This is a genomic window from Halomonas sp. ML-15, assembly GCF_014779595.1.
In the GTDB taxonomy this organism is placed as follows: Bacteria; Pseudomonadota; Gammaproteobacteria; order Pseudomonadales; family Halomonadaceae; genus Franzmannia.
On sequence record NZ_JACXZT010000001.1, the window covers coordinates 174771 to 191772 of the forward strand.

The following is a 17002-nucleotide window of genomic DNA, read 5'->3' on the forward strand; positions in this document are numbered from 1 at the left end:
GCGCTATAGACAGTTGGCGGGCTTGGGTAGCCCGGCCAGTCGTGCGCCAACCTTGGCCGGGCTATCCGGAAACAGGCGCATCAGGTGCAGCGACTTGCCCTTCTCCGGCCCCAGCGCCTGCCCCACCGCCTTGACCAGCGGGCGCATCGCCGGTGAGGCCTCGTAACGGGCATAGAAATCTCGTAGCACCTCGATCACCTCCCAGTGTTCTTCGGTGAGCGTGCGCGCCTCTTCTGCCGCGAGCGCCTCGGCGACCTCTGGCGACCAGTCATCGAGATGGATCAGGAAACCTTCAGGGTCGAGAGGCACCTGGCGCTCTTGGAGCTCAAGATAACGGTATATTTCAGCAGAGGCCATTAGAACCAGCTCACCGTCTTGTCCGCTTCCTCTGTCAGGGTGACGAAACCATCGGCATCGACAACCAGTACCGTGGCATCGCAGCGGCCAGCCAAGCCGCGCGCCTCGAGATCCTCGCGCAGCGCAAACACCCTGCCGGACACATCACCGAAGTGGCGCACCAGCGACGGGAGTGCCCCCTGCACGCCGTCTTCAATCAGCAGCAAGCGATCATCGGGTCCCATCGCCGCCAGTGCCTGACGATAGACACGGCTCTCGGTGGGCGAACGATTCAAGGTGTGCAGGATCATGACAGCCTCCCCGCCATCAGAAATTCAGTACCAGCTCATGCTCCGCCAGCGTTGCCGCCAGTTGAGACGGCGCCAGGGGCGTCACTGGCAGCAACAGGTCCGACGCCGCGAGCCCGCGCTCATCCAGCGCCTGCTGGTCGACCAGCAGTGTCTCGATATCATACATGGCGAGCATCTCCAGCGTCGGCTGAGTGCCCTTCTGCCCCAAGGGCCCTGCGCCTTGCCCCTCCACCAGCGCAGTGACGCCCTCCCCGTAGAACAGCAGCGTCACCTCACGGCCAAAGGCGGCGGCCACCAGAGCCGCATCCAGTCCCTCGCGCAGCCAACTGCTGCCGTGGGGCCCGTGCCGCAGTATCACCAGAACCTGGCTCGACGCCTTGGTAGTGTCGTCCTGCATATCATCCTCAGGGAGAAAAGGTGATGAGTCGATCATGGCTGAGACCGGCATCGATCAATTGGCCAAGCCCCGTGAGTTCGAACGGCGCCTCGAGACTGTGGCCCTGCTTACCGTGGCGAGCCGCTTCGCGCTCATCCAGCAGGCCACGTCGCAAGCCGGCGGCAATGCAGACCTTGAGCTGGGTGCCGTGATCATCGTGCAACGCGCGGAAACGATCGACCAAGTGCGGTTCATCCTGGGGCGGTGCAGCGAGACGTGCCGCGTTATACACCCCATCATGGTAGAAGAACACCGTCTCCAGGCGATGACCGCGGGCGACCACGGCCTCGGCAAAGCGCAGCGCCGAGTGCGCCGCCTGGTCGCTGTAGGGCCCACCCTGAACCAGCAAGGCGTAGCGCATGCCACTTACTCCTCTCACCACTGCAATGTCTCAAAGACCTCGCCCTGAAACACGCAGGCCCCACCGATTAGGCGGGGCCTGCACTCTCGAACACCCTTTGAATCAGTCGCTATTCATGATCCCGAGGATCGACAGCAGGCTGACGAACAGGTTGTAGATCGACACGTACAGCGTGATGGTGGCGAGAATGTAGTTGGTCTCGCCGGCGCGGTGCACGATCTCACTGGTCTGGAACAGGATCGCCGCTGAAGCGAACAGCACGAACCCTGCTGAAACCGCCAGCGACAGCGTCGGGATGTTGAAGACCAGTGCCGCCACCATGGCGAGGATCAGCACGATGGCACCCGCCAGCAGGAAGTTGCCGAGGAAGCTGAAATCCTTCTTGGTGATCAGCGCCACGGCAGACAGACCGATAAAGGTGGCACCGGTCATCGCCAGCGCGTTCATGATCAGCGCCGCGCCATTGGGCATCGCCAGATAGGCACTGAGAATCGGCCCCAGGGTGAAGCCCATGAAACCGGTGAAGGCGAAGGTCGCCAGCAGGCCAGTCGCCGAATTCGCGGTCTTGTGGACCAGGAACATCAGCCCGTAGGCACCGATGAAGAACACGAAGATGTTCATCCGCTCGACGCCCATGGCCATGGCGGCCCCGGCAGTCACAGCGGAGAACAGTAGGGTCATGGCCAGCAAGGCGTAGGTATTTCGCAACACCTTGTTGGTGCTGACAGCGCTCGCCTGGCGCTGTGTCACATGCGACTCTTGGTAAGCCATCGATCAATGCTCCCTGAAATTGTAGATCTTGCGTGAACCAAGGATGCCGTCTCGCGCGTATCGGTGCAAGACTTTCGGTTAACGCTATGATCATCAATGCCTATATGGAGTTCCACTGCAGTTGGACGAACGCGGCTCAGCGGCGTTTGGTCCGCCCCGTTGCCTCAGCGGTCAGAGGGTCTTCCGGCCATGGGTGCTTGGGATAGCGCCCACGCATGTCCTTGCGTACCTCGACATAGCCGTTGGCCCAGAAACTGGCAAGATCCCGCGTCACCTGCAACGGGCGGCGCGCCGGGGAGAGCAGATGCACCAGCGGCGTCACCCGACCGTCTACCAGCCGTGGGGTCGACTGCCAGCCGAACAGTTCCTGCAACTTGGCGGCCAGCAGCGGGTCCTCGCCATCCAGACAGGGCCGGTAGTCGAGTCGTACCGTGTTACCGCTGGGAAGCGTCATACGCTCGGGGGCCAGCGTCTCCAGCCGCTCGCGCAGCGCCCAGTCAAGGGAATCCTGCAGGTAGCGTCCTAGCGGCAGCCGGGCAACCGCATCGAGCCGTGTGATGCCATCCAGATAGGGCCCCAGCCAGATCTCAAGGGTCTCGAGCAGCGTCGCTTGTGACCAATCAGGCCAAGGGTCGCCGAATTCACGACGCACCAACGCCACCCGCCCCCGCAGTTGGTCGGTCGCTTCATCGAAGGTCAGGGTGTCGCTGCGCCGCAGAGCCGCCAGCAGCGCCTCCCGCACCGCGTCGGGAGGAAGCGACATCAGCGGTCGCGACGCGAGCGTCAGGGCCCCCATGGCACGCACCTCCTGGCCGATCAGACGCCCTTCGCTCTCCGACCACTCGACCTTGGCTTGCCACTCCCTCAGCGAGGGAAAGCAAGCCTCGAGACGCGCCTGACTGATCGTGGCGGCGCGGTAGATCCTCGCAGCAGTGGCGTCACCATCCAGTTCGGCGGCCACCAGCAGCTCGGCGTGAGCCAGCGGGTGTCCATCGGACAGCGTCGCCTGTCCGCCCCCGGCCAGCCGAAAGCGCCCCACTGACAGCTGCTGGGCGATGCGCTCGGGAAATGCCAGCGCCAGCAGCTCGCCGATCTCCTCCAGCGAATCCACCGCCAGCGCTACCCCCGCGCTGCGACACAGCCGCCTGGCCTCGCGATGCCACTGGCGGTGCTCATCGGGGCGCGCAAGACGCTGCTCGAGGCTCCGCGCCAGGTCCACTTCTCGCTCGCCGTCACGGCTCTCCAGCAGCGCGATCAGCGCGCAGGCCAGGGCGCTGCAGTGCCGTTCGCCAGCGCACTCCAGCATCACGGCCAGACGCGGATGGGTCGGCCAGCGGACACAGCGACGGCCAAGCGCGCTCAAATGGTGCTGACCATCGAGCACCCCCAGCCGCTGCAGCAGATCCCGCGCCGCGGCGAGGGCCGCCACCGGGGGCGGCGTTACCCAGCGCAGCGTATCGGCGTCGCTGACGCCCCAGCGCGCCAGCTCGAAGGCCAGCGGGGAGAGATCGGCCTGGCGGATCTCGGGTTCAGCGTGGGGGACCAGCGGCTGCTCCTCGGCCCATAGCCGATAGCAGAGACCGGGGCCTTGCCGCCCCGCGCGACCGCGGCGCTGGTCGGCGCTGGCGCGGTTGACGTGGCGGGTGGTCAGGCGCGTCATGCCGATACGCGGCTGAAACACCGGCACCCGCTCGCGGCCGGCATCGATGACCACCCGCACCCCATCCACGGTGACGCTCGACTCGGCGATGGCGGTCGCCAGCACCACCCGCCGACGCCCCTCGGGATCTGGCCGCAGCGCTCGGCGCTGCGCCTCCAGCGTCAGCCGGCCGTGGAGTTCGAACACCGCCAGCGAGGTTTCCCGCTCGGCAAGCACGCTGGCAAGCCGACGAATCTCCGCCACGCCGGGCAGGATCACCAGCACGTCGCCCGCTGCGGCGGCGAGCGCTTCATGCACCACCGCGGCCTGCTGACGCGCCGTGTCGAGAGCGTGCTTCGAGGCGCGCAGAGGACGATAGCGGGTGGTCACCGGATAGCTGCGCCCGGCGCACTCGATAAGAGGCGTTCCGCTGCCCAGCAGTCCCTGGAGGGCTGAGACGTCGAGGGTGGCCGACATCACCAACAGCCGCAGGTCGTCGCGCAGGCCCTGCTGTACATCCAGCGTCAATGCCAGGCCGAGATCGGCGTCGAGGCTGCGTTCATGGAATTCATCGAAGAGGACACCGGCCACGCCCTCGAGCATCGGGTCGGCCTGGATCTGCCGGGTCAGCACCCCCTGAGTGACCACCTCGAGGCGCGTACGCGGCCCTACCTGGCTCTCGCCGCGCATGCGATAGCCGACCGTCTCCCCTACCGCTTCGCCGAGCTGCTCGGCCATGTGCTGGGCCGCTAGCCTGGCGGCCACTCGGCGCGGTTCGAGCAGCAGGAGTCTGCCCTGGCGGCACCAGTCGCTCTCGAGCAGTGCCAGGGGAACCCGGGTGGTCTTGCCGGCGCCGGGCTCGGCGACCAGCAGTGCCGTGTTCGACTCATCCAGGGCGCCGACGATATCCGGTAGCCGCGCCTCGATCGGTAGCGCGCCCACAGGATCAGGCGGGCTGGCCGAAGATCGCCGCCAGATCGATCTGCGCCGCCTTCGGACGCAGATCGAGCAGCCCCTCGAGGCTATCGAGGTGGCGATGAATCGCGGCGCGGGCCGTTTCGCTGTCACCCGCCATCAGCGCATCGCGCAGGCGCGGGTGATCCCCTTCCAGGTAGCAGGAGGCGAGTCCAGCGTGTTTATAGAGGGCGATCACGATAGAGGTGCGCAGGATCAGGTCGGTGAGCATCGCCCCGAGGATGCGATTCGGCGAATGCTCGGCCAGGGTATGGTGCAGCGCCAGCGAGTGCTCGATGCGCAGCGGCTCGTCACCGCGCGCGTGGGCATCCGCCTCGGCTTCGCAGAGCTCGGCGAGTCGTGCGCTCCAGCCGGGAGCTCGATCGGCCGCCAGCAGCGCGACCACTTCTCCCTCGACCAGACGCCGCGCAGCGAATATTTCACGAGTCTCCTCGACGCTGGGCGCACTGACTCTCGCCACCTGATTGGGCTGCTGGGTGATCACGTGATCGGAGGCGAGACGCGTCAGCGCCTTGCGCACCACCGAGCGGCTGACGCCGAATATCTCGCCTAGCGCCACTTCCGGCAGGCGGGTGTTGGGGGGCAGACGCTGCATCAGCACCGCCTGGCGGATGCGCTCGACGATATGCTGGTCACTGATGCGGACGCCCGATGCGACATCGGCGAGTACCTCGTCTTGCCAGCGGCTACTCATGGGGGTTGTCCTCGACTAGTGGGCCATGCACTAGGCATTGTGAATATGTCGTCATGATATGATGCGACACGACTGCCCACCATTACATCATCAATTTGTATACAAAGTCAGCCTTGACTGCGCGCGGTAACCCCACAGCCTTTGAGAATCACCGTGCACAGGAATTCGGTGATCCGCTGGTAGTCCTCCTCGCTGAGCTGGGTACGATCGGTAATACCCAGCACCTGGGCCTCGAAGTCGGCGTAGTGCTGGGTCGATGACCAGATCAGGAAGATCAGCCAGACAGGGTCCACAGGGTCCATCAGACCGCGCTCGGCCCACTGTTCGAAGACCCGCGCCCGCGCCTCGACCCAGTCGCGCAGCTCGCCGCGCAGGTACTCCTGCAGGAAGGGGGCGCCGCCCAGCACCTCCGCGGCGAACAGCCTCGAGCCGCGGGGATGATCCCGGGTCAGCTGCATCTTGCTGCGGATAAACGCCTCGAGCACTTCAGCGGGATCGTCATCGACGCTGATGTCGTCGAGCATCGCGTTCCAGCGCGCCATCATGCGTTCGAGCAGGGTCACGTAGAGTTTCTGCTTGCTGCCTACGTAATAGAGCACATTGGATTTGGGCAGCCCGGCGGCTTCGGCGATGGCCTGAACGCTGGCCCCACGATAGCCGTGCTGGGCGAATATCTGCTCGGCCGCCTCGAGGATGGCTTTCTCGTTGCGCAGACGGGTGGCAGTCGATTCGGCCACAGAGGTCGCGGTCATGGCTCAAGCTCTTGCAAATGGAGCCCACAAGCTTGCCGCAGGCGCTGCCGCCCTGCAATGCCGAGAACATAGCGAGGGACGCCGGGGACAGATCGGAGAGGGGGTTCTATGCCATGGGTGAGGAGCATGCTTCGAACGGGCTGGCCATGGATGGCCAGCACCGGTCCTGCAAGCGGAGCAGGATGCGAGAGCGCAGCAGGGCATAGGTAGCGCCCAGGGATGGTTTACAGCGCCCCCTCGTAGATCTGTCGACGGATCAGTCCCGAGCGGTAGGAGCAGCTGCACTCGTCTGGCCGCGATATTTTCTATTACTGAACCTTGCGCTCCTGCCCGTAATGGGCCACGCTTATTTCAAGTTGACCATTTGGTCAGAACTCGGCAACATCTCCTTGCGTCACCTTTCCAGGCCAGCGCGGCCTGGAAAGCACAACAACGAGCGGATCCTGCGATGATCGACTTCTATCTCAACGGCAAGCGTCAGCGGTGCGACGATGTTCCCGCCGACACCAGCATTCTCGAACTCCTGCGCACCCGCCTGGGCCAGACCGGCACCAAGGAAGGCTGCGCCTCGGGCGACTGCGGCGCCTGCACCGTCGCCATCGGTGAGCCCGGCGACGGCGACACCCTGCGCTATCACGCCGCCAACGGCTGCATTACCCCCGCCCATCAACTCGACGGCTGCCATCTGGTCACCGTCGAGGGCCTGGCCCGCGGCGATGCCCTGCATCCCGCCCAGGCCGCCATGGTCGAGTGCCACGGCAGCCAGTGCGGCTTCTGCACGCCGGGCATCGTGATGTCGCTGTTCACGCTGCACGAGGAGCAGCGTCAAGCCCCCGCACCGCTGAGCCAGCAGCGACTCGAGGAGGTGCTGGGTGGCAACCTGTGCCGCTGTACTGGCTACCGGCCGATCCGCGACGCCGCCCTGAGCATGAACGACTATCCCGACACCCATCCGCTGTGGGCCGACGATCCCGACCTGGCCAACAACGTGGCGCAGCTGCGCTCAGCCAAGGCCAGCGCCAGCGCGGGTGGCCACTTCGCTGCTCCGCGTGATCTCGCCGCGCTGCGTAAGCTCAAGGCCGAGCGTCCCGAGGCCCGGTTGGTGGCCGGTGCTACCGACCTGTGGCTCGAGACCACCCAACAGCTCAAGGCGCTGGATGATCTGATCGACGTTCGCCAGGTGGCAGAGTTGAACACCATCGAGGAGACTCCCCAGGGATGGTGGGTCGGCGCTGCCGTCACCTATTCGCGCCTCGAACCGCTATTCGACCAGCACTTCCCCGCCTTCGCCCACCTGCTGCATCGCTTTGCCTCCAAGCAGATCCGCAACCGTGGGACCCTCGGTGGCAACGTCGCCAACGCCTCGCCGATCGGCGATTCGCCGCCGGTGCTGCTGGCCCTCGACGCCCGGGTGAGCCTCGACGGACCCGACGGCGAGCGCGAACTGCCGCTCGGCGATTTCTTCCTCGACTACAAGCAGACCGCGCTGGCGGCCAACGAATTTATCCGCGCGATCTTCCTGCCGCGGCCCAGCGAGGCGCAGAATCTCAAGGTCTGGAAGCTGTCCAAACGGCGTGAGGACGATATTTCGGCGGTGCTGGGCGCCTTTGTCTGGCGCCTCGACGGTGAGGTCATGCGCGACGTGCGCCTGGCCTTCGGCGGTATGGCGGCGATTCCCAAGCGCGCCGCCGCCGCCGAGGCCGCTCTCGAGGGCCAGGCCCCGGATGGCGCCGCTTTCGCCGCCGCGCGGGCCGCCCTGGCCCAGGATTTCCAGCCGATGAGTGACGTGCGCGGCAGCGCCGAGTATCGCCAAGTGGCGGCGAGCAACCTGCTCGAACGCCTGCGACTGATGATCGACGCCGCCCACCACGCCAACGCCCAACAGGAGGTGACCCTGCATGCGTACGCTCACTGAACTCTCACCCGCTTCAGCCAAGGCGCGCGCCGACCAACAGGGCCGCAACAAGGGCGATGGCCCGCTGGCCCGCGAGATCAGCGATATCGCTCGCCAGGGAGCGCCAGGAACGACCCGCCCCCACGAGAGTGCCATCAAGCATGTCACCGGACGCGCCGCCTATATCGATGACCTCCAGGCCCCGGCCGATACCCTGCACGTGGCACTGGGCCTGTCGCCGGTGGCCCACGGCCGCCTGACACGCCTCGACCTGGAGAAGGTCAAGGCCGCCCCCGGCGTGGTCGATGTCATCACCATCGTCGACGTCCCCGGCCACACCGATATCGGCCCGGTATTTCCCGGTGATCCGATCTTCGCCGACGACGAGATCAGCTACGTTGGCCAGTGCCTGTTCGCGGTGGCCGCCGACAGTCATCAGGCCGCCCGCCGCGCCGTGACCCTGGCCGAGATCGAGATCGACGAGCAGCCGGCCAGCCTCGACCCGGTGGCGGCCGCCGAGCGTGAGGAGTTCGTGCGCCCCACTCACGTGCAGCAGAGCGGTGACTGGCAGGCGGCGCTGAATGGCGCTGCCCATGTCATCGAGAGCGAGCAGTTCGTCGGCGGCCAGGAGCACTTCTACCTCGAAGGCCAGGCCTGCCTGGTGCAGCCCACCGAAGATGAGGGAGTGATCGTGCACACCTCCAATCAGCATCCCAGCGAGACCCAGAAGCTGGTCGCAGAGGTGCTCGACATCCCCTTCCATGCAGTCACCGTGGAGATGCGCCGCATGGGCGGAGGCTTCGGTGGCAAGGAGACCCAGGCTTCGCCGTGGGCCTGCGTCGCCGCCATCATTGCACGGCGCACCGGTCGCACCACCCGCGTGCGCCTGCCGCGCGCCGAGGACATGCGTGCCACCGGCAAGCGCCACCCCTTCCACAACCGCTACCGGCTGGGCTTCGATGACCAGGGCGTGCTGCAGGGCGGCGATATTACCGTGATCGGCGACTGCGGCTACTCACCGGACCTCTCCGAGGCGATCGTCGACCGCGCCATGTTCCATGCCGACAACGCCTACTCGCTGGGCAGCGCGCGAGTCACCGGCCACCGCGCCAAGACCCATACCGCCTCGAATACGGCGTTCCGCGGCTTCGGTGGCCCCCAGGGCATGATGATCATCGAGGCGGCGATGGACGATATCGCCCGGCGTCTCGGTGAGGACCCACTGACCGTTCGCAAGCGCAACCTCTATCGCGCCGGCGAGGAGCACGGCATCAAGCGTGACGTGACCCACTATGGCCAGCCGGTGGAGCAGCTCGGTCTGCTCCACGATCTGGTCGCGCAGATCGAGCAGAGCAGCGACTACTGGGCGCGCCGCGAGGCCATCACCGCTCACAACGCCGGCAACCCGATCATCAAGAAGGGCCTGGCGCTGACCCCGGTGAAGTTCGGCATCTCGTTCACCGCCAAGCACCTCAACCAGGCCGGCGCCCTGCTCCACGTCTATACCGACGGCAGCGTGATGATCAACCACGGCGGCACCGAGATGGGCCAGGGCCTGCACACCAAGGTGTGCCAGGTGGTCGCCCGCGAGCTGGGCCTCGACCTGGAGCAGGTGCGCATCACCGCCACGCGCACCGACAAGGTGCCCAACACCTCGCCCACCGCGGCCTCCAGCGGCGCCGATCTCAACGGCCAGGCCGCCCGCGACGCCTGCCTCACGCTCAAGGCGCGGCTGTTCGACTTCGCCGCCGAGCACTTCGGCACCGATCGCGGCGGCCTCGACCGCGAGGGTATGCGCCTGGAGGGCGGCGAGCTGATCGCCGGCAGCGGCGAGGCCGAGTGTCGGATTCCCTGGGGCGAACTGGTGCAGGCCGCCTACCTGTCACGCATCTCGCTGTCGGAGAAGGGCTTCTACTCCACCCCGCTGATCCACTACGACCGCGAGACAGCCAAGGGCCGGCCGTTCTACTACTACGCCTTCGGCGCCGCGGTGGCCGAGGTCAGCGTCGACACCCTGAGCGGCGAGTACCAGGTGGATCGCGTCGATATCCTGCACGACGTCGGCGACTCACTGAACCCGGCCATCGACATCGGCCAGGTCGAGGGCGGCTTCATCCAGGGCATGGGCTGGCTGACCAGCGAGGAGCTCAAGTGGAACGACGCCGGCCGTCTGGTCAGCGACGGCCCCGCTACTTACAAGATCCCCGCCTTCGGCGACCTGCCGCCGGTGTTCAACGTGGAATTGATGCAGGGCCATCCCAACTCCCAGGCCAGCATCTACCGCTCCAAGGCAGTCGGTGAGCCGCCGTTCATGCTCGGTATCGCGGTGTGGTCGGCGCTGCGCGATGCGCTGTCGAGCCTCGCCGACTACCGCGACTGCCCGCGACTCGACACCCCGGCCACCCCGGAGCGGGTGTTGATGGCCGCCGAAGCACTGCGTCAAGGCGCCAAGGCGCAAGAGGCCGAGCATGGACCGGCCTGAGGCATCGCTGCAGCAGCAAGGCAGCGCACTGCCCTGGCACGCCGCGCTGCATGCGCTGCAGCGCGAGGCGCAGCCCCACGCCCTGGCCAGCGTGGTCGGAGCGGCGGGCTCCACGCCCCGCGAGCCCGGCGCCAAGATGGTGATAACCGACGACGCCGTGCACGACACCCTGGGCGGCGGCAGCTTCGAGTTCCAGGTCATCGCCTGCGCCCGCGAGGCGCTGGTCCGCGGCGAGCATGGCACCCGGCTCGAGGCCTTCCCCCTCGGCGGACGCAGCGGCCAGTGCTGCGGCGGCTACGTCCACGTGCTGATCGAGCTGTTTGCCGGCGCCGAGATGCAGGTGGCGGTCTTCGGTGCAGGTCATGTCGGCCAGGCGCTGGCGGGGCTGATCGCGCCGCTGCCATGGCGCGTCCACTGGTTCGACAGCCGTGACGATGTCTTTCCCGCGGAGCAGCGACCGCGGCTGGCCAAGCACCACGCACCGGATCCCGCCGCCGCGGTGGCGACGCTGCCGCCAGGCTGCCACGCGCTGGTGATGACCCACGACCACGGCGAGGACTGCGCGCTGGTGGATGCCCTGCTGGCCCGCGGCGACTGCGCCTCCATCGGCCTGATCGGCTCGCACAGCAAATGGGCCAGCTTCCAGCGCCGCCTGCGCGATGCGGGCTACGCGCAGGATCGTCTCGATTCGGAGGTGCGCTGCCCGATCGGGGTGGCCGGCGCCAAGGGCAAGCTGCCCTATGAGATCGCACTCTCGGTGGTCACCGAGCTACTCACGCTCAAGCCCGCGCAGAGTCACGAGGACCGACGCGGCGCAGCACCCGAGACCCTGCGCGAGGCGTTTACGCCCCCAACAACCGAGTGACGGCGGGGGCCGAGCCGCCCGCCCAGACGGAGAACGACATGACCAACGCTGGACCCTCAGCGGAACGCGTGCTGCGCGGCCCCGTGGTGAGCTTTCTCAACGACCCGGGTGAAGGCGACACGCCAGAGCCGGGTAGCCTGCTGCATCTGCAGGATGGCGCCATCTGGCTGGTCGATGGGCGCATCCAGGCGGTCGGCGACTATGCCGAGCTGGCCCCGCGTCTGCCCGTCGGCATCGAAGTAGTGGACTATGCCGGCAAGCTGATGATGCCGGGCTTTATCGACAGCCATGTGCACTATGTACAGCTCGATATCATGGCCTCCTACGGCCGACAGCTGCTCGACTGGCTCAACGAGTACACCTTCCCGGAGGAGTGCCGCTTCGCCGAGCGTGCCCACGCCGAGAACGTTGCCGAGGCCTTTCTCGATGAGCAGTTGAGGGTCGGCACCACCACCGCCCAGGTGTTCTGCACCTCGCACCCAGTGTCGGTGGACACCTTCTTCGCCGCCGCCCAGCGCCGCGGACTGCGCATGCTGGCCGGCAAGGTGCTGATGGACCGCCATGCCCCCGAGGCGCTGACCGATAGCGTCGAGAGCGGCGTACGCGACAGCGAGCGGCTGATCGGCGACTGGCACGGCAAGGATCGTCTCGGCTACACCCTGACGCCGCGCTTCGCGCCTACCTCCAGTGCTGCCCAGCTTGATACAGTGGGCGGCATCCTGCGCAACGCGCCGGACCTGCACCTGCAGACCCACCTCTCCGAGAACAAGGGCGAGATCGACTGGGTCGCCGAACTGTTTCCGGACTGCCGCGACTATCTAGGGGTCTACGAGCGCTATGGCCTGGTAGGCCCCCGCAGCACCTTTGCCCACGGCATTCACCTCGATCAGCCGATGCGCAACCGACTGGCCGCCGCCGGCGCCAATATCGCCTTCTGCCCGACCTCCAACCTGTTCCTGGGCAGCGGGCTGTTCGACCGCCTGGCGTGCCGCGACGCCGGCCTCAACACCACCCTGGCCAGCGATGTCGGCGGCGGTACCGACCTGTCAGGGCTTGCCACGCTAAAGGCGGCCTACCAGGTCGGCCAGCTGCTCGGCCAGCCGCTGACCGCCTGGCAGGGCTTCTATCGCCTGACGCTAGGTAACGCCCGGGCGCTGCACCTCGATACGCATATCGGCAGCCTGCGCGAGGGCAAGGAGGCCGACATCGTGGTCCTCGACCCCGCCGCCACCCCGCTGCTGGCCCGTCGCAGCGCCAGAACGCGGAATCTCGCCGAGCAGCTGTTTGCGCTGATGATGCTCGGCGACGACCGCAGCGTCTACGCCACCTGGGCCAACGGTGAATGTGTGCACCAGCGCGAAGCTGCCTCTACGCCCTGATACCGCACACAGGACTCTGTGCCAGGTAGTAAGGCGTTGCGCTGATTGGGCGGCCATCCACGATGGTCGCCCCTTTTTATGCCCCGTTAGCGAGAGATCACTGACGATACCGCCAGGCATCGACCAGTCGAAACACGCACAGCGCCATCAACACTGCCAGCGCCACGCCGGGCCACAGATAATCGGCTCGCGTCAGCACCCAGAAGTGCATGACCCCCAGCCCCGCCGCCACATACACCAGCCGGTGCAACCAGTGCCAGGCGCGGGCGCCCATCGCATGACGCACCGCGGCCGGTGAGGTCAACGCCAGCGGTATCAACAGCAGCAGCCCCGCCAGCCCAAAGCGCACATAGGGCAGGTCGACCATCTCGCGGCGAATCCACGGCCAGTCCCAGTACTGATCCAGCCCCATCCACGCCAGCGCATGGAGTAGCAGCCAGGCGAAGGCCCACAGCCCGATCTGCCGACGCGCCACCATGAACCCTACCCAACGGGTCAGCCGGAAGGCAGGACTGAAGGCGATGGTGGCCAGCAGCAGAACAAGGCCGGTGCGACCGGTCATATGTACCACTGACTCGGCGGGCACAGGCCCCAGATCGCCCCACCACCACTGATAAAGCAACCACGCGCCGGGCAGGCTGCCGGCCAGGAGTACCAGCAAGCGAAACAGCATCACCCCCATCAGTAATGTGTCTCCAGATCCATGTCCGCATAGAGGTCGGCGACCTCGTCGCCATAGCCGTTGAACATCAGCGTTTCGCGGCGTCCACTCTCGCCGATGCGGCGCTCACGGGCCTGGGTCCAGCGCGGATGATCGACCCGTGGATTGACGTTGGCGTAGAAGCCGTACTCCTCCGGATTCTGTTCCGTCCAGGAGGTGGTCGGCCGCTCTTTCACCAGGCGGATCTTGACCACCGACTTGATGCTCTTGAAACCATACTTCCATGGCACCACCAGGCGAATCGGGGCGCCATTCTGGTTGGGCATCGGCTCGCCGTAGAGGCCCACCGCCATCAGCGTCAGCGGGTGCATGGCCTCATCGATGCGCAGCGCTTCACGATAAGGCCAATCGATAATCGAGCGCCGCTGGCCGCGCAGATTGTCGGGGTCATAAAGCGATTCGAAGACGACATAGTTGGCATCCGAGGTGGGCTCATGGAGGGCCAACAGGTCGCGCAACGGAAAACCGATCCAGGGAATCACCATCGACCAGGCCTCGACACAGCGTAGCCGATAGATACGCTCCTCGAGATCCATGTCACGCAGGATATCCTCCAACGCCACGCTGCGAGCCTTGTTCACCTCTCCCTCGATGGTGACCGACCATGGGTCGGTAACAAGGCGATGGGCATACACGTCGGGGTCGCTCTTGCGCGTGCCGAACTCATAGAAGTTGTTATAGGTGGTGATATCGCGACGCGACGTCAGGGCTTCGTCACCGGCCATCTCACGGCTAGGCAGGGAGTCCTCCAAGCGCGACTCGAGCAAGGACGGCCAGGCATTGGCGCGCCGGGGCCAAAGCGCGCCCGGCAGAAGTGCCGCCGCCGCCAGCGCGGCACTCCCGGCAAGAAATCGCCGGCGCTGTTCGAATAGCGCGCGCGGGGTGACCTCGGACTCGGCGATGGCGGGATATCGGTAGCGCCCCATTGACCCTCCTGTAGCTCTCGATGGCTGCTTGAAAATGCTTATCACCGCCCACCATCGGGCACGCCCTGAAGTGTTGTCCAGCGCAATATGCGGCCAATTGCATAAGGCTTGATCCAGCTCAAGGCAGCTCCCTTTGCCGACCCATTACGCTGTGGGTGAAAAACAAATGCCCGAATTACATCAGCAGGTCGGCAAGGCCCGCTACACCAAAAGGCATCGTGAGGGGAACCACCATGATCAAGAAAAGACCGCTAATTACCGCCATCGCCATCGGCTCGCTGATGGCAGTGGCAACATCCGCCAGCGCCGATGATGGCTATGGCGATTACCGAGATCGCTTCGAACCATTGCCTTACTTGCCACCCATTCCCGCCAGCAACTCGCTGACCGAAGAGAAGGTGGAATTGGGCAACATGCTGTTCTTCGAGCCGCGCATCTCCTCGAGCGGCGTCATCAGCTGTGCCACCTGCCACAATCCAGCACTTGGCTGGACCGACCGTATTCCGCGCGCCACCGGCCATGACGGTCAGATCGGTGAGCGCAATACTCCAACGGTGCTCAACTCAGGCTTCCTCGAGTCACAGTTCTGGGACGGTCGCGAACCGGATCTGGAAGGCCAGGCACTGGGCCCCATCGAAGCCGATGTGGAAATGGCCATGGACCTTGATCAGGCCCTGGAGCGACTCAGAGACTTCCCGCTCTACCACGAGAAGTTTGCCGAGGCCTACCCGGACCAGGATGACCCCATTACCGCTGACAATCTGGCCCATGCGCTGGCCAGCTTCCAGCGCACACTGAATACGCCCAACTCGCCCTTCGACCGCTACCTGCATGGCGACCTCGATGCGCTTAGCGAGCAGGAGAAGCGTGGCATGGTGGCCTTCGTCGATAATGGCTGTGCGGCGTGTCACAGTGGCCCGGCCTTTACCGACAGCAATTTCCACCGTATTCAGGTCCCGGGATCCACCGACGTCGGCCGCTACGAGGTCACCGGAGAAGAGAGCGACAAGTATCGCTTCCGGACACCGACACTGCGCAATGTCGGTGTGACCTACCCCTACATGAACAACGGCGCCACCGAAACCCTCGAAGAAGCCGTGGCCATCATGGGGACCGAAATGCTCGGCCGGGAGTTCGAGGAGGAGAAGATCAACGACATCACGGCCTTCCTCCACACCCTCACTGGCGAGATGCCAGACTTTGAGGTGCCGGCTCTGCCCTAGACACCACGTAGTGAAAAACGCCACCGGCGCAGGCCAGTGGCGTTCCCTCAGGTGGCGATCTCACCGCTCGATGGTAGGCTGGGCAGCGACACTCCTCTATCACTGCCGGAGATATGCCGATGACCGTCACCCTCAGCGCCCCTCAGGACACCGACCACGCTGCCTGGACGCAGCTCTACCGCGGCTATGCCGACTACTACGGCATGCCGATGACCCAGGAGACGCTGGATACCGTGTGGAGCTGGATACAGCAACCGGACATGGCGTTCTACTGCCGGCTGGCAAAGGATGAGGCTGGCCAGACGATCGGCCTGATGCACTACCGAGCCATGCCGTCGCCGCTGCGCGGGACCCATATCGGCTTTCTCGACGACCTCTATGTAGATCCCGTCCACCGCGGCAGCGGAGCGGTCGACAGCATGCTCGAGGCGCTGCGTGACGAGGCTCGCGGACATGGCTGGCCCTTCGTCCGCTGGATCACCCGCGAGCAGAACTACCGCGCCCGGGGTGTCTACGACCGCCTCGCCACCCACACCGACTGGCAGACCTATCAGCTGGACACCTAGTCTGCAAGTTGGGAATGCAACATGAACAGGACGTTCACTTATGCAATGGATCAGCGACAATGCCCAGGCGATCAATGCCGTCGCCGGGGTACTAACGCTCTTCGTCTGGGTGTTCTACGCCCAACTGCTCTACAACGGCTACGTGCGTCAGCGCCGGGCGCGGGTCATCATCAACCGCGGCCAGGGCAAGGACATCAACTCGCTGTGCCTGGTCAGCAATATGAGCGCCGAGGCGATCTTCATCCAGCACATCGTGGTACGTATCGAAACCTCGGACAGGCCCCTGTTGCTCGACGTCAGCGATTATCAGCAATCCAATGACGACGGCCAGACCGAGTACCGCAGCCATCAGGGGCCGCTATCATCCGGCGGCTACCTGCATATCGGCACCTTCCAGGAACTGATTCAGCGTGTCGCCGAGGCGCATAAGATCCAGCTCGATGACCATCGGCCGACCGGCGAACTGACCTTCAAGGCCATCGAGCTGAGGGTCATCGCCATCTACGGTTCCGAGGATGAGCCAATTGGCGCCAGACGCCGCTTCGTACTCGATGGCGAAGGTGCAGCCTGCTCGATCACCCCCGACGAGCTCGATACTCGGCGACTGGCTAGCCGGCGCGACCGTCGACTGGTCAAGCAGTGGATGCGCAATCTCGAGTAGCGGTTGAACG

General features: G+C 65.6%; 17 protein-coding genes. 7 read left to right on the forward strand and 10 right to left on the reverse strand.

All coding sequences use genetic code 11. From position 1 onward, the window contains the following. Positions 1-3 precede the first annotated feature (3 nt). From IEI94_RS00860 to IEI94_RS00895, 8 genes are all read right to left on the reverse strand, one after another. Positions 4-357: a TusE/DsrC/DsvC family sulfur relay protein gene (locus IEI94_RS00860; RefSeq protein WP_191164654.1), complete on the reverse strand. Its 354-nt coding sequence runs from the start codon at positions 355-357 to the stop codon at positions 4-6. Next, positions 357-647 (reverse strand): sulfurtransferase complex subunit TusB, encoded by a 291-nt coding sequence (gene tusB / locus IEI94_RS00865; protein WP_191164656.1) that lies wholly within the window; start codon positions 645-647, stop codon positions 357-359. The genes IEI94_RS00860 and tusB overlap by 1 nt, the downstream gene beginning before the upstream one ends. Before the next feature lie 16 nt (positions 648-663). After that, positions 664-1044, reverse strand: a complete 381-nt coding sequence (tusC, locus tag IEI94_RS00870) for a sulfurtransferase complex subunit TusC (RefSeq protein WP_191164657.1) — start codon at positions 1042-1044, stop codon at positions 664-666. A 7-nt stretch (positions 1045-1051) separates the two neighbouring features. Then, on the reverse strand, positions 1052-1444 hold the full coding sequence (tusD, locus tag IEI94_RS00875) for a sulfurtransferase complex subunit TusD (protein ID WP_191164659.1): 393 nt from the start codon (positions 1442-1444) through the stop codon (positions 1052-1054). A gap of 102 nt (positions 1445-1546) precedes the next feature. Continuing rightward, positions 1547-2215 (reverse strand): Bax inhibitor-1/YccA family protein, encoded by a 669-nt coding sequence (locus IEI94_RS00880; protein WP_191164661.1) that lies wholly within the window; start codon positions 2213-2215, stop codon positions 1547-1549. Between the two features lie 136 nt (positions 2216-2351). Next, complete coding sequence (gene hrpB, locus IEI94_RS00885; RefSeq protein ID WP_191164663.1) at positions 2352-4796, reverse strand: ATP-dependent helicase HrpB; 2445 nt, start codon at positions 4794-4796, stop codon at positions 2352-2354. A 4-nt stretch (positions 4797-4800) separates the two neighbouring features. Further along, positions 4801-5523: a GntR family transcriptional regulator gene (locus tag IEI94_RS00890; protein ID WP_191164665.1), complete on the reverse strand. Its 723-nt coding sequence runs from the start codon at positions 5521-5523 to the stop codon at positions 4801-4803. Between the two features lie 107 nt (positions 5524-5630). After that, the gene (locus IEI94_RS00895; protein ID WP_191164666.1) at positions 5631-6275 is read right to left on the reverse strand and encodes a TetR/AcrR family transcriptional regulator; all 645 of its coding nucleotides are present in this window, start codon (positions 6273-6275) and stop codon (positions 5631-5633) included. 448 nt (positions 6276-6723) lie between these two features. Between IEI94_RS00895 and xdhA the strand changes: the two genes are divergently transcribed. The 4 genes from xdhA to guaD are packed head-to-tail and all read left to right on the forward strand — an operon-like array spanning position 6724 to position 12895. Then, complete coding sequence (gene xdhA / locus IEI94_RS00900; protein WP_191164668.1) at positions 6724-8190, forward strand: xanthine dehydrogenase small subunit; 1467 nt, start codon at positions 6724-6726, stop codon at positions 8188-8190. Continuing rightward, positions 8174-10651, forward strand: a complete 2478-nt coding sequence (gene xdhB, locus IEI94_RS00905; protein ID WP_191164670.1) for a xanthine dehydrogenase molybdopterin binding subunit — start codon at positions 8174-8176, stop codon at positions 10649-10651. The genes xdhA and xdhB overlap by 17 nt, the downstream gene beginning before the upstream one ends. Then, positions 10638-11516, forward strand: coding sequence for a xanthine dehydrogenase accessory protein XdhC (xdhC, locus tag IEI94_RS00910; protein WP_191164672.1), 879 nt, complete (start codon positions 10638-10640; stop codon positions 11514-11516). The genes xdhB and xdhC overlap by 14 nt, the downstream gene beginning before the upstream one ends. A gap of 38 nt (positions 11517-11554) precedes the next feature. Further along, on the forward strand, positions 11555-12895 hold the full coding sequence (gene guaD, locus IEI94_RS00915) for a guanine deaminase (protein ID WP_191164674.1): 1341 nt from the start codon (positions 11555-11557) through the stop codon (positions 12893-12895). Between the two features lie 97 nt (positions 12896-12992). Here guaD and IEI94_RS00920 read toward each other — a convergent pair whose 3' ends face one another. Together IEI94_RS00920 and msrP are read right to left on the reverse strand one after the other, a co-directional pair. After that, on the reverse strand, positions 12993-13568 hold the full coding sequence (locus IEI94_RS00920) for a sulfite oxidase heme-binding subunit YedZ (protein ID WP_224749848.1): 576 nt from the start codon (positions 13566-13568) through the stop codon (positions 12993-12995). An 8-nt stretch (positions 13569-13576) separates the two neighbouring features. After that, positions 13577-14542 carry a protein-methionine-sulfoxide reductase catalytic subunit MsrP gene (gene msrP / locus IEI94_RS00925; protein ID WP_191164678.1) on the reverse strand — a complete coding sequence of 322 codons (966 nt, stop codon included), beginning with the start codon at positions 14540-14542 and terminating at the stop codon, positions 13577-13579. A gap of 281 nt (positions 14543-14823) precedes the next feature. Between msrP and IEI94_RS00930 the strand changes: the two genes are divergently transcribed. From IEI94_RS00930 to IEI94_RS00940, 3 genes are all read left to right on the forward strand, one after another. Then, positions 14824-15765, forward strand: coding sequence for a cytochrome-c peroxidase (locus IEI94_RS00930; protein WP_224749879.1), 942 nt, complete (start codon positions 14824-14826; stop codon positions 15763-15765). A gap of 119 nt (positions 15766-15884) precedes the next feature. Next, positions 15885-16331 (forward strand): GNAT family N-acetyltransferase, encoded by a 447-nt coding sequence (locus IEI94_RS00935; RefSeq protein WP_191164682.1) that lies wholly within the window; start codon positions 15885-15887, stop codon positions 16329-16331. A gap of 40 nt (positions 16332-16371) precedes the next feature. Next, complete coding sequence (locus IEI94_RS00940) at positions 16372-16992, forward strand: hypothetical protein (protein WP_191164684.1); 621 nt, start codon at positions 16372-16374, stop codon at positions 16990-16992. Positions 16993-17002: the final 10 nt, after the last annotated feature.

Bases quoted from the DNA above. Each gene is read 5' to 3' on its own strand.
- IEI94_RS00860 (WP_191164654.1), bottom strand. From the start codon at position 357: ATGGCCTCTGCTGAAATATACCGTTATCTTGAGCTCCAAGAGCGCCAG.
- tusB (WP_191164656.1), bottom strand. From the start codon at position 647: ATGATCCTGCACACCTTGAATCGTTCGCCCACCGAGAGCCGTGTCTAT.
- tusC (WP_191164657.1), bottom strand. From the start codon at position 1,044: ATGCAGGACGACACTACCAAGGCGTCGAGCCAGGTTCTGGTGATACTG.
- tusD (WP_191164659.1), bottom strand. From the start codon at position 1,444: ATGCGCTACGCCTTGCTGGTTCAGGGTGGGCCCTACAGCGACCAGGCG.
- IEI94_RS00880 (WP_191164661.1), bottom strand. From the start codon at position 2,215: ATGGCTTACCAAGAGTCGCATGTGACACAGCGCCAGGCGAGCGCTGTC.
- IEI94_RS00890 (WP_191164665.1), bottom strand. From the start codon at position 5,523: ATGAGTAGCCGCTGGCAAGACGAGGTACTCGCCGATGTCGCATCGGGC.
- IEI94_RS00895 (WP_191164666.1), bottom strand. From the start codon at position 6,275: ATGACCGCGACCTCTGTGGCCGAATCGACTGCCACCCGTCTGCGCAAC.
- xdhA (WP_191164668.1), top strand. From the start codon at position 6,724: ATGATCGACTTCTATCTCAACGGCAAGCGTCAGCGGTGCGACGATGTT.
- xdhB (WP_191164670.1), top strand. From the start codon at position 8,174: ATGCGTACGCTCACTGAACTCTCACCCGCTTCAGCCAAGGCGCGCGCC.
- xdhC (WP_191164672.1), top strand. From the start codon at position 10,638: ATGGACCGGCCTGAGGCATCGCTGCAGCAGCAAGGCAGCGCACTGCCC.
- guaD (WP_191164674.1), top strand. From the start codon at position 11,555: ATGACCAACGCTGGACCCTCAGCGGAACGCGTGCTGCGCGGCCCCGTG.
- IEI94_RS00920 (WP_224749848.1), bottom strand. From the start codon at position 13,568: ATGCTGTTTCGCTTGCTGGTACTCCTGGCCGGCAGCCTGCCCGGCGCG.
- msrP (WP_191164678.1), bottom strand. From the start codon at position 14,542: ATGGGGCGCTACCGATATCCCGCCATCGCCGAGTCCGAGGTCACCCCG.
- IEI94_RS00930 (WP_224749879.1), top strand. From the start codon at position 14,824: ATGGCAGTGGCAACATCCGCCAGCGCCGATGATGGCTATGGCGATTAC.
- IEI94_RS00935 (WP_191164682.1), top strand. From the start codon at position 15,885: ATGACCGTCACCCTCAGCGCCCCTCAGGACACCGACCACGCTGCCTGG.
- IEI94_RS00940 (WP_191164684.1), top strand. From the start codon at position 16,372: ATGCAATGGATCAGCGACAATGCCCAGGCGATCAATGCCGTCGCCGGG.